General features: G+C 67.2%; 12 protein-coding genes. 1 reads left to right on the forward strand and 11 read right to left on the reverse strand.

Features of this window, described 5'->3' with window-relative positions; translation table 11 throughout:
• Positions 1 to 38 precede the first annotated feature (38 nt).
• The 11 genes from ABE473_RS13820 to ABE473_RS13870 form a co-directional block, all read right to left on the reverse strand.
• Complete coding sequence (locus tag ABE473_RS13820; RefSeq protein WP_346489866.1) at positions 39 to 1,301, reverse strand: glutamate-5-semialdehyde dehydrogenase; 1,263 nt, start codon at positions 1,299 to 1,301, stop codon at positions 39 to 41.
• 116 nt (positions 1,302 to 1,417) lie between these two features.
• Entirely contained in the window at positions 1,418 to 2,566 is a 1,149-nt protein-coding gene (proB, locus tag ABE473_RS13825) for a glutamate 5-kinase (protein ID WP_346489867.1), read from the reverse strand.
• Between the two features lie 13 nt (positions 2,567 to 2,579).
• Positions 2,580 to 2,840 carry a YciI family protein gene (locus ABE473_RS13830; RefSeq protein WP_346489868.1) on the reverse strand — a complete coding sequence of 87 codons (261 nt, stop codon included), beginning with the start codon at positions 2,838 to 2,840 and terminating at the stop codon, positions 2,580 to 2,582.
• A gap of 70 nt (positions 2,841 to 2,910) precedes the next feature.
• Positions 2,911 to 4,206, reverse strand: coding sequence for an argininosuccinate lyase (gene argH, locus ABE473_RS13835; RefSeq protein ID WP_179458471.1), 1,296 nt, complete (start codon positions 4,204 to 4,206; stop codon positions 2,911 to 2,913).
• A gap of 74 nt (positions 4,207 to 4,280) precedes the next feature.
• A complete protein-coding gene (argC, locus tag ABE473_RS13840; RefSeq protein WP_346489869.1) occupies positions 4,281 to 5,234 on the reverse strand; it encodes an N-acetyl-gamma-glutamyl-phosphate reductase in 954 nt (317 codons plus the stop codon).
• Entirely contained in the window at positions 5,231 to 5,830 is a 600-nt protein-coding gene (locus ABE473_RS13845; RefSeq protein WP_346489870.1) for a GNAT family protein, read from the reverse strand. The genes argC and ABE473_RS13845 overlap by 4 nt, the downstream gene beginning before the upstream one ends.
• Before the next feature lie 5 nt (positions 5,831 to 5,835).
• Positions 5,836 to 7,161, reverse strand: coding sequence for an acetylglutamate kinase (locus tag ABE473_RS13850; RefSeq protein ID WP_346489871.1), 1,326 nt, complete (start codon positions 7,159 to 7,161; stop codon positions 5,836 to 5,838).
• 73 nt (positions 7,162 to 7,234) lie between these two features.
• A complete protein-coding gene (locus ABE473_RS13855) occupies positions 7,235 to 8,323 on the reverse strand; it encodes an acetylornithine deacetylase (RefSeq protein WP_346489872.1) in 1,089 nt (362 codons plus the stop codon).
• 117 nt (positions 8,324 to 8,440) lie between these two features.
• Positions 8,441 to 9,637: an argininosuccinate synthase gene (locus ABE473_RS13860; protein ID WP_346489873.1), complete on the reverse strand. Its 1,197-nt coding sequence runs from the start codon at positions 9,635 to 9,637 to the stop codon at positions 8,441 to 8,443.
• A gap of 131 nt (positions 9,638 to 9,768) precedes the next feature.
• Positions 9,769 to 10,779, reverse strand: a complete 1,011-nt coding sequence (locus tag ABE473_RS13865) for an N-acetylornithine carbamoyltransferase (RefSeq protein ID WP_179458465.1) — start codon at positions 10,777 to 10,779, stop codon at positions 9,769 to 9,771.
• A gap of 372 nt (positions 10,780 to 11,151) precedes the next feature.
• Entirely contained in the window at positions 11,152 to 11,724 is a 573-nt protein-coding gene (locus ABE473_RS13870; RefSeq protein WP_346489874.1) for a hypothetical protein, read from the reverse strand.
• Positions 11,725 to 11,979: 255 nt separating this feature from the next.
• On the opposite strand from ABE473_RS13870, the gene cysS reads away from it, so the two are divergent.
• Entirely contained in the window at positions 11,980 to 13,347 is a 1,368-nt protein-coding gene (gene cysS / locus ABE473_RS13875; protein ID WP_346489875.1) for a cysteine--tRNA ligase, read from the forward strand.
• Positions 13,348 to 13,372 lie beyond the last annotated feature (25 nt).

The following is a 13,372-nucleotide window of genomic DNA, read 5'->3' on the forward strand; positions in this document are numbered from 1 at the left end:
GGATGCGAAGGAGCCGGCCAGCGGCCGGCTCTACCGGGTCACGCGCGCGTCTGGCCTTCGCCGCGGACGACGAAGCGCTCCACGGTCAGCGCTTCCAGGCCCATCGGGCCATAGGCGTGCAACCGGGTGGTCGAGATGCCGATCTCCGCACCCAAGCCGAGCTCGCCACCATCAGAGAAACGCGAGGACGCGTTGACCATGACAACGGCGGAACGCAGCGCGTGCACGAAGCGCTCGGCAGCCTCCGCATCCTCGGTAGCGATCACTTCGGTATGGTCCGAGCTGTACTGCTGGATATGCGCCAGTGCCTGATCGAGATCCTTCACCACGCGCACTGCGATGATCAGATCCAGGTACTCGGCAGCGTAATCATCATCACTGGCCGGCCCGGCGTCGGGTAACCACTGCCGTGCCACCGCGTCGGCACGGACCTGCACGCCCTGCCCGGCCAGTGCCTGCGCCACCAACGGCAGGAAGGTCGGCGCGATGTCGGCATGCACCAGCAGCGTCTCCAGCGAATTGCAGGCCGAGGGGCGGCTGCACTTGCCATCGACCAGCAGGCCCAGTGCACGCGCCGGATCGGCGGCACGGTCCACGTAGAGATGGCAGACGCCTTTGTAATGCTTGATCACCGGCACCCGCGCGTGCTCGGCCACGAACCGGATCAGGCCTTCCCCGCCACGCGGAATCGCCAGGTCGATCAGGTCGTTGAGCTGCAGCAGGGCCAGCATGGTCTCGCGGCGCAGGTCCTCGACCAGGGTCAGCGCGGCATCGGCGACACCGGCCTCGCGCAGCGCCCGCTTGAGCGACGCCGCGATCGCGGTGTTGGAGTGGATCGCCTCCGAACCACCGCGCAGGATCACGCCGTTGCCGGCCTTGATGCACAGCGCCGCCGCATCGGCGGTCACGTTCGGGCGCGCTTCGTAGATCATCGCGATCACACCCAGCGGCACGCGCACCTTCTGCACGCGGATGCCATTCGGGCGCACGTCGTCGCGGGTGACCTGCCCGACCGGATCGGGCAACGCGGCCACCTCGCGCAACGCGGCGGCGATGCCGGCCAGCCGCTGCGGGTTCAGGGCCAGGCGGTCCAGCATCGCGGTGCCGACGCCCTTCTCCGTGGCTGCGGCGAGATCGCGCGCGTTGGCGGCGAGAATCAGATCGGTATCCGCGTCCAGTGCGGCAGCCATCGCCTCCAGCAGAGCGGCCTTGGCGGCGGAGGACAGCTGGGCGAGTTGCCGGGCCGCCTCGCGGCAGGCCAGCGCCTGGGTGCGGATGTCGGTAGTGGAGCTGGCGACCATCTCAATATCCTCGGAAAAACACGGTAGAACCACGCCATGCGTGGCTGGGGGATGTCGAACGGGCCCAGGTTGCGCAGCCACGCATGGCGTGGCTCTCCCGTGGATGTTCTTACGCGTTACAGCACCACCAGATCGTCGCGGTGGATCACGTTGCCACCGTAGTTGTAGCCGAGCACGCTTTCGATGTCGCGCGAGTGGCGCCCGGCGACGCGGCGGATGTCGCTGGCCGAGTACTGGCTGACGCCACGGGCCAGGCACACCTCGCCGGCCTCGGTGCGGTGCCGGATCTCGATCATGTCGCCACGGCGGAAGTCACCCTCCGCACCGACCACGCCGCCCGGCAGCAGCGAGGCGCCCTTGCCGCGCAGCGCATCGGCGGCGCCAGCGTCGACCAGGATCGCGCCCGGCTCCAGCGGTGCGTGGCGCAGCCAGTACTTGCGTGCCGCCACGCGGGTCTGCGCGGCATGGATGCGGGTGCCGAACAGGCGGCCCTGGCTGAGTGCGCGCACCACCTCGGCGCTGCGCCCGTTGAACAGGCAAGTCTCGATGCCAACGCGGCCCGCCTTGGCCGCGGCCTCCAGCTTGGTATGCATGCCGCCGGTGCCGGCGCCGCTGCCGGCACCCCCGGCCATCGCCAGGACATCGACGGTCAGCTCAGGCACATCGTGGATCGGCCGCGCCTGCGGATCGCGGCGCGGATCGGCGCTGTACAGGCCGTCGATATCGGTGGCGATGAACAGGACATCGGCGTCGATCAGCGCAGCAACGGTGGCCGCCAGATTGTCGTTGTCGCCCAGCTTGAGCTCATCCACCGAGACCGTGTCGTTCTCGTTGACCACCGGCAGCGCGCCCAGCCGCAGCAGCTCATTGAGCGTGGCGCGGGCATTGAGGTAGCGGCGGCGGTTGCGCAGGTCATCATGGGTCAGCAATACCTGCGCCACCGGACGTTCGAAGAAGCGCTGCCACAGCCCGATCAGCTGCGCCTGGCCCAGCGCCGCGAGCGCCTGCCGTGCCGCCATCGCCGCCCCGGCTTCCAGCGCGCGGGGCACGATCGCCCGACCGGCCGCGACGGCACCGGAGGACACGATCACCACCTCGCGACCGGCCAGCACATTGGCCGAGACGAACTGGGCCAGGCCCAGTGCGTGGCGCGGCGAGAGGCCGCCGCCATCGGCCGCCAGCAGGCTGCTGCCGACCTTGAGCACGGCACGTTTCCACTGCGGAACGGCTTGTTCGGTGAACGGCGAAGGCACGGGCTGGTTCATGTGATCGGCGCGCTCAGCGCGTGCTCCATTCGTGGATGCGGGCGGTGGCACTGCCTTGCACCAGCAGCGGATCGGTGTCGACCAGCGCCTGCGCGGCGGCCAGGTCGGCGATGTCCTGCAGCACGTACGCGCCGCCACTCTTGTCGGTGAAGCCACCGGTCAGCAGCAGCTGCCCGCGGGCCCGCACCTCATCGAGGAAGCGCACGTGCTCGGCACCGACCTCATCGCGGAAGTCCGGCGTGCGGGTGACCATCACCAGGTAACAGGTTTTCATGTGAGTCCCTTTCGCGGGCAGTGCCCGGCAAGACGTTACAAAAACGGCGACCTTGCGGCCGCCGTCGTGATTACACCAATGCGGCCCAGCGGGCGCGCAGCGCATCCAGCCGCAGGTCGGCCGCCGCGCCGGGCGACACGCGCGCGGCCAGGCTGCCTTCGGGGGTACGCCCCTGCCCGGCCGTATCCGCCGCGGCGGCGGCGGCCTTGTAGGCCTCGCGGAACGGCACGCCGGCCACCGCCGCTTCCACGGCGACATCGGTGGCATACATGCCCGAGTCGATCGCCGCACGCAGCTTGTCGTCGCGCCATTCCAGGTTGGCCAGCAGCGCCGGCAGCAGTTCCAGCGCGGCCAGGCCACGGCCGAAGCCGTGGAAGATCGCGCCCTTGCTGCTCTGCAGATCACGGTGGTAGCCCGACGGCAGCGACAGCAGCTGCTCGATTTCGGTCCGTGCCGCGGCCACGCTGGCGTGGGTAGCGCGCATCAACTCGATCACATCCGGGTTGCGCTTGTTCGGCATGATCGAACTGCCGGTGGTGTACTGCGCCGGCAGCGCGACGAAGCCGAACTCGCCGCTGGTGAACAGCGACAGGTCCCAGGCGATGCGACGCAGATCCAGGGTGGCACCGCCAAGCGCCTCCAGTGCGGCCAGCTCGAACTTGCCGCGCGACAGCTGCGCGTAGATCGGCGAGATCTGCATCCGTGCGAAACCGAGCGCCTCGGTGGTGTGCGCGCGGTCCAGCGGCAGGTTCACGCCGTAGCCGGCGGCCGTGCCGAGCGGATTGGCGTCGACCAGATTGAAGGTGTCGTGCGCGCGGATCGCATTGTCGATGAAGGCCTCGGCCCAGCCGGCCCACCACATGCCCGCCGAGGACACCACGGCGCGCTGGATGTGCGTATAGCCCGGCACCGGCAGGTCCTTCTCGGCTTCGGCACGGTCGAGCGCGACCTTGGCGATCTCGCGGCTCAGCTCGGCCACGCGCAGCAGCTTGTCCTTCAACCACAGCCGGGTCGCGACCAGGATCTGGTCGTTGCGGCTGCGGCCGGTGTGGATCTTGCGGCCGGCATCGCCGAGGCGCTCGGTCAGGCGCGCTTCGATCGCCGAGTGGCAATCCTCGAAGCGCTCATCCAGCACGAACGCGCCGCTGCGGAAATCCTCTGCAAGCACATCCAGCTCGCGCTGCAGCCCGACGCGCTCGTCGTTGCCGAGGATGCCGATGTTCTCCAGGCCCTGCGCGTGCGCCTTGCTGGCCGCCACGTCGTACAGGAAGAACTCGCGGTCCAGGATCACATCATCGCCGGCCAGGAAGGTCTGGATCTTGGCGTCTACCGCGACGCCGGGCTTCTGCCACAGAAGGTCTGCCATGTCTTGCTCCGTAGGCGGATTCGCTCCGCCGGGTTGTCAGGGCGCGCGCAGGGGCCGCGCAGCGCCGTGGGGATTCAGTGCGGGATCGAGGCCAGTTCGTCCAGGCCCAGCGCCAGGTTGAGGTTCTGCATCGCCTGCGTCGCCGCGCCCTTGAGCAGGTTGTCCAGGGTCGCCACGACCACCACGCGCTTGCCGCCCGGGGCCACGTCGAAGCCGCCGATCTGCACGCCATGCCGTCCGGCGATCTGACTGACCCACGGCGATTCGTCGAGCACCTCGATCAGCGCCTCGTCGGCGTAGTACTTCTGGTACAGCGCGATCACGTCCTCACGCTTGACCACCGTGTTGAGCCACAGGTTCACCGTCATCGTGATGCCGCGGAAGTGCGGCGCCACATGCGGCATGAACTCGACCGGCACGCGCAGATGCGCAGTGACTTCGCGCTCGTGCACATGGTTGGTCAGCGCATACGGCATCAGGTTGTCGCGCAGCAGCTCGGGGTTGTTCTTGTCCGAGGGCGTGGTGCCGGCGCCGGAGTAACCGGAAACACCGAAGCACTGCGGCGGGCCGGCCAGCTGCTGCAGCAGCGGGCTGATCGCCAGCTGCATCGCGGTGGCGTAGCAGCCGGGATTGCTGATGTGCTTCTGGCCCAGGTAATCGCCGCGGGTCAGTTCAGGCAGGCCGTAGTACCAGCTCGGCTCGAAGCGGTGATCGGCCGACAGGTCGACGATCACCGTCTCCGGCTTCGCCGCGTCCAGCGCGGCGACGAACGGTGCGGACAGGCCGTTGGGCAGCGCCAGGATCACCGCATCCACGCCCTTGGCGGCGACGGCGTCGGCATCCAGGTTTTCGAACTGCAGTTCACCCTGCCAGTCGCTGTGGTGGTCGCTGACGCGCTGGCCGGCCAGTTCGCGCGAAGAGACGAAGCCCAACTGCAGGTGGGGGTGGGCGGCAATCAACTTGATCAGCTCCGCGCCGGTATGGCCGCGGGCGCCGACAATGCCGACGGTGAAGGTCGTGGTGCTCATGCGTGTGCGTCCAGGCGGTGCTGCAGGTGGCGTTTCACCCCCTGCCATTCCGCATCGATGATGGAGAAGATGACGGTGTCGCGCGGGGTGCCGTCCGGGTGGCGCTTGTGGTTGCGCAGCACGCCGTCCTGCTTGGCGCCCAGGCGCGCGATCGCGGTGCGCGAGGTGAAGTTGAACCAGCTGGTCTCGAACACCACGCTCAGGCATTCCAGCCGCTCGAAGGCATGGGTGAGCAGCATCAGCTTGGTTTCGGTGTTGATCCCGGTGCGCTGGGCGGCCTCGCCGTACCAGGTGTAGCCGATGCTCAGGCGCGGCACCTCGGCTTCCAGGCTGTAATAGCGCGTGGTCCCGACGACCTCATCGGCCTCGTTGAGGACCGCGAACGGCAGCACCTTGCCCTCGGCCTGCGCCTGCAGCGCGGCCTGGACGTAGGCGGTCATGGTCTTCGCGCTGGGCACCTGGGTGTACCAGAGCCTGGACAAGGTGCCATCCCCCAGTGCACCGCGCAGGCCATCGATATGCGCCATCTGCAGCGGCTCCAGCCGGGCATGCGTGCCGGCCAGTGTGGGGACCTTGGTCCAATCGGCAAGATTCATCGGGTTCAGCCCTCCAGGCTGGGGGTGCGTGCGGCGCAATGCTCGACGTACGCTTTGATGCGGTCGAAGTCGTCGGCGCCGAACCAGAACACCTTCCAGTGGCCCTGCTTGTAGCAGCCATCGGATTCGGCGTAGTAGAAGTGGTTGATCGGGTTGCCATTGCGCGAACGCCAGAACAGCTGCGGGGTTTCATCCAGCATCACGTTCCAGACCGCACGGCCCAGGCCTTCGCCCTGCGCGTCGTCGAGCACGGCGAACTTGTCCAGGTATACGCCTTCGGCTTCGTCGGTGAGGATCACCGCGGCGCGGTAATTCTCGCTCACGTAGGCGCGCAGCAGCTTGGTTTTCTGGAAGTAGTCCGGCACCAGGGTACGGCCGAAGCTGGATTCGATCAGCTGCTTCAGGCGCGGCAGATCGAGTTCGTCCCACGCGGTGGCGCGCAGCACTTTCTCGCCCTTGCGCACCAGCGTGCCGGAACCCTTGTGGGTGAACAGTTCCTTGGCCAGGTCAGCCGGCCGGGTGATCGATACCGAGGACTCCAGCGGCAGCCGATCCAGCAGGTCCTTGATCTGTTCGATCTTGACCCGCATGCCACCGTGGATCCACGGCTGCTGCATCAGCTGGTCGTACTCGGTGGACAGGTTGATCGAATCGATCACCTTGCCTTCTTCATCGAGCAGGCCGCCGGTGCCGGTCAGGAAGATGATCTTGTAAGGCTGCAGTTCCTGCACCAGCTCGTTGGCGGCGAAATCGGCGTTGACGTTGAGGATCTGCCCGCAACGGGTTTCGCCCAGGCTGGTGATCACCGGGATCGAGCCGGCGCGCAGGCTGGCTTCGATCGGGGCCAGATTGACCTTCTTGACCTCACCGACCAGGCCGTAGGTGTCCTGGTCCAGATACTCGGCTTCGAACACGCCGCCGGTGATCGAGGTCGCGCGCGCACCGTTCTGCTGCAGCGCTTCGACCAGTTGCAGGTTGGAGGCCTGGAACACCCGGCGCACGATCGCCAGGCCTTCGGCCGAGGTCACGCGCAGGCCGTTGACGGTCTGCTTCTCGATGCCGGCCGCCGACAGTTCGGCGTCCAGCTGCGGGCCGGCACCATGCAGCACGATCGGGGTCAGGCCGACTTCCTGCAGGAACGACAGCGAAGAGGTCAGCGCATCGAGGTCATCGCGCAGCACCGCGCCGCCGACCTTGACCACGGCGAAGCGTTTGGCGTCCAGCTGCGAGAAACGCTTGAGGTACTGGCTGATCTCCTTCGCGCTGGCCATGCTCGAGAGCAGGCGCACGATGGTCTGACGGGTCTGGCGGTGGGGCTGGGAAGAAGGCATTTCGATATCGTCGCAGGCGGCCGGGGCCGCGATGGAGGTTCCGTCAGTGGGGAGCCACGACGGCATCATTGGATCACGCGCCGCGCGCGATGATGCGGTGCACGGACGCGGTGTAACGCTGCAGCTGCTCCAGCGTCACGAACTCATCGGCGGTGTGGGCCTGGGCGATGTCGCCCGGACCGTACACCAGGGTGGTGTAACCCCCGGCCGAGAACAGCGAGGCCTCGGTCCAGAAATCCACCGCGTTGCCGATCGGGATATCCAGGGCATCGGCCACGTCACGCGCCAGCAGGCGGCGGTTCTCGGCCTCGGCGATGTCGCCGGCCGGGAAGCTCGGCCCGCGGAAGGTCTCGGTGAACACCGCGGCCTCCGGTTCGGCGAAGCTGGAAAACGTGGCCAGCAGCGCATCGATGTCCATCGACGGCAGCGGACGGAAGCCGAAACGCACTTCGGCAGCGGGCGCGATCATGTTGGCCTTGATCCCGCCTTCCACCCGCCCGATGTTGAAGCGCAGGCCGGTCAGCCCGCCAAAGCGCGCATGGGCCAGGGTGTCCACATGGTCCAGCGCGCGGTTGCCCCAGCGCATGGCCTGGTGCAACGCGCTGGCGGCCGCATCCTGCTTGCCCGAGGCATGCCCGGCGCGGCCCTTGAACTGCATCAGCACCGAGCTGATACCACGGTGTGCGAGCACCGCTTCGCTCATCGTCGGCTCGGCCACCAGCACCGCTTCATACGGAATGCCACGGGCGAGGAAGGCGGCGATGCAACGCGGATCGTTGGCCTCCTCGTCGCTGGAGAACAGGAACGCGGCGTCTCCATCGCTGGCGTTCGCAGCCGCCACCAGGGCCGCCGCGGCGCCCTTGATGTCGCACACGCCCAGGCCGATCACGCGATCGTCCGTGCGCCGCATCAGGTGCGGATCGGCCGTCCAATGCGGCGAGTCCGGCACGGTATCCAGGTGCACGTTGAACAGGTACTTCGGCGTGCCACGCACCGCATACAGGCTGACGGCACCGTCGCCATGGTCGATCACCTCCACGTTGAACCCGGGCAGGTTCGCGCGCAGGTAATCGAAGATGCCGCCGGTGGTGATCGCACGCGGCGGATTGCGCGTGTCGAAGGACACGAGCTGCTGCAGGTGATCGAGTGTCTGTTCAAGCATGAATCGAGGATCCTTCAAAGCGGCATCTACCCGGCTGGAGGAAAGCCCCCTTGTTGTTCAAGGGGGCGCGCCAACGGCGCAGGGATAAGGTGGAATGCGCGGGCAAGTCAATCGCGGTTAACCGCGATTGACTTGCGCGTACAAGGTCGAGCTCATGCCGAACAGCTTGATGAAGCCTTCCGCTTCCTCCACGCCCCAGTCGGCCGACTGTGCATAGGTGGCGCCCTTGGTGTTGAGCAAGTGCGGCGACTTCACCGCCACCGCATCGACACGACCACCACGGGTCTCCAGCACCACTTCACCGTTGACCTTCGCCTGCGAGGACTTCAGGAAAGCCTCGATGTCGGTCTTCAGCGGGTCGTGGTAGAAGCCTTCGTACACCAGCTCCACCCACTTGCGCGCCACGTCCGGCTTGAAGCGGTTCTGCTGCTTGGTCAGCACCGCATCTTCCAGCGCGCGGTGCGCGGCCAGCAGCGAGACCAGGCCCGGCGCTTCGAACACGATGCGGCCCTTCAGGCCGATCACGGTGTCACCGGTGTAGACGCCACGGCCGACGCCGTACGCGGCGAACAGCTTGTTGAGCCTGGCCAGGATCTGCTCCCCGGGCAGCGCCTTGCCGTCCAGTTCGACGGCTTCGCCTTCGACGAACTTCAGGGTCACGGTCAGCGGCTCGACCGGCCATTCGCTGCGCGGGGCGCACCAGCCGCGGGCACCCTCGCCCGGCGCTTCCCAACGGTCGATCTCGCCGCCGGACATGGTCAGGCCGAGCAGGTTCTCGTTGATGGTGTAGGCCTGCTGCTTGGCGCGCACGCCGAAGCCGCGCTCTTCCAGGTACTTCTGTTCGTAGGCGCGGGTCTGGGTGTGTTCCTTCTGGATTTCGCGGATCGGCGCGACGATCTGGTAATCACCCAGTGCCTTCACGGCCAGATCGAAACGGACCTGGTCGTTGCCCATGCCGGTGCAGCCGTGGGCGATGATGTTGGTGCCCAGTTCGGCGGCGCGCTTGAGCGCGGCATCCACGATCAGGTAACGGTCGGACACCAGCAGCGGGTACTGGCCCTGGTAGCCTTCGCCGGCCCACACGAACGGCTTGACGAAGCCACTCCAGATCGCCGGGCCACCATCGACGGTGACGTGGCTGGTGACACCCAGCTCGGCGGCACGCTTCTCGATGAAATCGCGCTCTTCGTCATCCACGCCGCCGGTATCGGCGAACACGGTGTGCACGTTGTAACCGCGCTCCTGCAGGTAGGGCACGCAGAAGCTGGTGTCGAGTCCGCCGGAGAAGGCCAGGACGATGTCTTTCTTGCTCATGGGGGTCAGGTCCAAGTGGAATGCAATGTGGAATGCGTTTTTCGGGGCGGGTAGAGCCACGCCATGCGTGGCTGCTCCCGGGTGGGCGCCGCGAAGCCACGCATGGCGTGGCTCTACGGCCGCCGTGCTGCTTATCGTCCTGCCAGCGCCGACATGATCGCCTTCTGCACATGCAGGCGGTTTTCGGCTTCGTTGATCGCGATGCACTGCGCCGAATCCATCACGCCGTCGGTCGCCTTCACGTTGCGGCGCAGCGGCAGGCAGTGGCTGAAGACGCCGTTGTTGGTCATCGCCATCTTGGCCTCGTCGACGATGAAGTGCTTGTACTGGTCGCGGATCGGCTTTTCCGGTTCCCAGTTGCCGAAGAACGGCAGCGCGCCCCAGCTCTTGGCGTACACCACGTCCGCGCCGGCGTAGGCGCTGGCGATGTCATGGCTGACCTGCAGCGAACCGCCGCTCTCGGCGACGTTCTGCTCGGCCCAGCCCATGTAGCGCTCGTCCAGGATGTAATCCGGGGTCGGGCACAGCAGGGTCACGTCCATGCCCATGCGGGTGGCGATGGTCAGCGCCGAGTTGGCCACCGCGGTGTTGAGCGGCTTGGGGTGGTAGGTCCAGGTCAGCACATACTTCTTGCCGCGCAGGTCCTGGGTACCGAAGTGTTCCTGCAGCGCCATCACGTGGGCCAGTTCCTGGCACGGGTGGGTGATGGTTTCCATGTTGATCACCGGCACCGGCGAGTACCTGGCGAAGCTCTTGAGCACTTCGTCCTCGCGGTCCTTGGTCCAGTCGATGAACTTCGGGAAGGCGCGCACGCCGATCAGGTCGACGTAACGACCCAGCACCCGGGCCACTTCGGCGATGTGCTCCTCGGTGTCCCCGTCCATCACCGAGCCCAGGTTGAACTCGATCGGCCAGGCGTCTTTGCCCGGCTGCAGCACGATCGCATGGCCGCCCAGCTGGAACGCGCCCAGCTCGAAGCTGGTGCGGGTCCGCATGGAGGGATTGAAGAACACCAGGGCAATCGACTTGCCCTTGAGCTCGTCGCCCAGCTTGTTGCGCTTGAACAGCGCGGCCTGGGTCAGCAGGGCATCCAGGTCGGTGCGGCTCCAGTCCTGGGTGTTCAGGAAGTGCTTCAGGGACATCGATCGATCCTTTGCGGCTGGTTTTCCACCGTTTCCGGCGGAGGTTGGGGGCGCCGGGGCGCGTTCAGGGCTCAACAAACGTACAGATGAAACTTTTCAAGCAAACTTTTTACCGACGCAGAAACGAAAAAACCCAGCGCGGGGGCTGGGTTTTCCGAACAGACAGCACGAAGCTCCGGTTACCCAGCGAAAATGTGGGGTTCCGGTCGGCGGGCACGCGACGTCATGCCCGTAGCCATACGGGCGGCGCTGGTGTCGTGCTGGAAGTCGGTGAGTTTCATGGCCGCCCATCTTTGCATGCACCCGGAGTGCGTGCAAGGCCTGAATGACAATTCAGGTTGAAGGCATCCACGCCCGGGGCGATGCCGGGGGTCACGGGTTGGCGCCGCCGGCCTGCTCGTTGCCCACCCAGGGGGTGATCGACACCCGGATCTTGAGCCGGTTGCCCGGATCTTCGGGCAGGCGGGAGCGGTACTTGGTGCCCTTGTAGACGTAGTCCACGTCGTAGGCGATCGGCCGGCGGAACTCGCGGCCGACCGGGATGATCTTGCAGTCACGTGTCAGCAGCGGCCCGGTATTGGCCGGGGCAGTCTCGACGACCACGGTCTCGGAATAGCCGCTCTCGTCGGTGCTGCCGTCTTCACGACGGAAGATCGAGCGCACCGAGTCCATGAAGCGACCGAACCGGCTCTTGTCTTCCTGCGGTTCCTCACCGGTGACGTTGACCGGGGCCAGCGTGCGGGTCGAGATCGGCACGCAGTGTTCTTCGGTGCGGGTGGCGCGCAGGGTCTGGAACACCGGCTCGACGTTGAGCACCTGGGCGTAGTCGAACTTGACGTTCTCCACGATCACCACCCGGTTGCGCACCTCACCGTCCTGGGCGCACGCCCCGAAGGCGGCACTTCCGAGCAGGCAGACCAGCGTCAACAACGAAGCGGATTTCATTGGCAACAAGGAAGAGGACAAGGGGGATAGTTTAGGCAGTGCCAGGCACAAGGGGCTGAACATTACCCTTCCGTGGCGTTTATGCCCATAGGCCGGACCCGCGCGTGGCCCTGGAACCCGCGCCCACGGGCCGGATCGGCTGAAGCCTTCAGCGATCCCGCCGGCCGGCCCCGCCGCTCACCTGCCCTGCCCCGCATCCCCCCAAAGCCCCCGACACGTTCTAAAATCGACCGCTTACCCCCGCTCCCGACCCTCATGACCCTGCGCCTGCACAACAACCTGACACGCCAGCTCGAACCGTTCACCCCGCTCGATCCGACCTGTCCGACCCTGTATGTGTGTGGCCCCACGGTCTACAACTACGTCCACATCGGCAATGCCCGTGGCCCGGTGGTGTTCGGAGTGCTGGCCGATCTGCTGCGGCGCCGCTTCGGTGGCCTGCGCTATGCCCGCAACATCACCGACGTGGATGACAAGATCAACACGGCCGCGCGCGAGCAAAGCGTGCCGATCAGCACGATCACCGACCGCTTCGCCGCCGCCTACCGCGAGGACATGGCGGCGCTGGGCGTGGTCCCGCCGGACATCGAGCCGGAAGCCACCGCGCACATCCCGCAGATCGTCACGATGATCGAGCAGTTGATCGCCAACGGGCACGCCTACGCGGCCGAGGGCCATGTGCTGTTCGCGGTCGGCTCCTACGCCGACTACGGCAAGCTCTCGCGCCGCGACCCGGACGAGATGCTGGCCGGTGCCCGCGTGGACGTGGCCCCGTACAAGCGCGACCCGGGTGACTTCGTGCTGTGGAAGCCCTCCAGCGACGACCTGCCCGGCTGGGCATCGCCCTGGGGCCGCGGCCGCCCGGGCTGGCACATCGAGTGCTCGGCGATGGCCGCCGCCCACCTGGGCCCGACCATCGACATCCATGCCGGCGGCGTGGACCTGCAGTTCCCGCACCACGAGAACGAGATCGCGCAGAGCGAGTGCGCGCACGGCGGGCAGACCTTCGCCCGGTTCTGGCTGCACAACGGCATGCTCAACTTCGGCGGCGCCAAGATGAGCAAGTCGATCGGCAACATCGAGCGGGTGCACGACCTGGTCCGCCAGCATGCCCCGGAGGCCCTGCGCTACGCGCTGCTGTCGGCCCACTACCGGCAGCCGCTGGACTGGTCCGATGCGCTGATCGAGCAGTCGGTGCGCACCCTGGACCGGCTGTACGGCACCCTGCGCGACCTGGTCGACGTGGACGCCACGGCGGTGATCCCGGCCGAGATCGAGGCCGCGCTGGATGACGACCTCAACACGCCGCAGGCGCTGGCCGAACTGGCCCGCATCGCCGGCGAGGCGCGCAAGGCCGTCGACGCGGACAAGGCGCACTGGAAGTCCACCCTCCTCGGCGCCGGCCTGGCACTGGGCCTGCTGCAGCAGGATCCTGGCGCGTGGTTCGGCACGGCGGTCGGCCACGATGACGATGCCGCCATCCAGGCCCTGATCGACGCGCGTGCGGCCGCCAAGCACGCCCGCGATTTCGCCCGCGCCGATGCGATCCGCGACCAGCTGGCCGCCGACGGCATCGTGCTGGAAGACACCGCCCAAGGCGTGCGCTGGTCGCGCAAGCGCTGAAAGACCGCCCGGCCGACCGCCGGGC

This window comes from Stenotrophomonas sp. TWI700, from assembly GCF_039673645.1.
Taxonomy (GTDB): Bacteria; Pseudomonadota; Gammaproteobacteria; order Xanthomonadales; family Xanthomonadaceae; genus Stenotrophomonas; species Stenotrophomonas maltophilia_AA.

Excerpts from the sequence above, each read along its gene's own strand:
- ABE473_RS13820 (WP_346489866.1), bottom strand. The coding sequence starts at position 1,301 with ATGGTCGCCAGCTCCACTACCGACATCCGCACCCAGGCGCTGGCCTGC.
- proB (WP_346489867.1), bottom strand. The coding sequence starts at position 2,566 with ATGAACCAGCCCGTGCCTTCGCCGTTCACCGAACAAGCCGTTCCGCAG.
- ABE473_RS13830 (WP_346489868.1), bottom strand. The coding sequence starts at position 2,840 with ATGAAAACCTGTTACCTGGTGATGGTCACCCGCACGCCGGACTTCCGC.
- argH (WP_179458471.1), bottom strand. The coding sequence starts at position 4,206 with ATGGCAGACCTTCTGTGGCAGAAGCCCGGCGTCGCGGTAGACGCCAAG.
- argC (WP_346489869.1), bottom strand. The coding sequence starts at position 5,234 with ATGAGCACCACGACCTTCACCGTCGGCATTGTCGGCGCCCGCGGCCAT.
- ABE473_RS13845 (WP_346489870.1), bottom strand. The coding sequence starts at position 5,830 with ATGAATCTTGCCGATTGGACCAAGGTCCCCACACTGGCCGGCACGCAT.
- ABE473_RS13850 (WP_346489871.1), bottom strand. The coding sequence starts at position 7,161 with ATGCCTTCTTCCCAGCCCCACCGCCAGACCCGTCAGACCATCGTGCGC.
- ABE473_RS13855 (WP_346489872.1), bottom strand. The coding sequence starts at position 8,323 with ATGCTTGAACAGACACTCGATCACCTGCAGCAGCTCGTGTCCTTCGAC.
- ABE473_RS13860 (WP_346489873.1), bottom strand. The coding sequence starts at position 9,637 with ATGAGCAAGAAAGACATCGTCCTGGCCTTCTCCGGCGGACTCGACACC.
- ABE473_RS13865 (WP_179458465.1), bottom strand. The coding sequence starts at position 10,779 with ATGTCCCTGAAGCACTTCCTGAACACCCAGGACTGGAGCCGCACCGAC.
- ABE473_RS13870 (WP_346489874.1), bottom strand. The coding sequence starts at position 11,724 with ATGAAATCCGCTTCGTTGTTGACGCTGGTCTGCCTGCTCGGAAGTGCC.
- cysS (WP_346489875.1), top strand. The coding sequence starts at position 11,980 with ATGACCCTGCGCCTGCACAACAACCTGACACGCCAGCTCGAACCGTTC.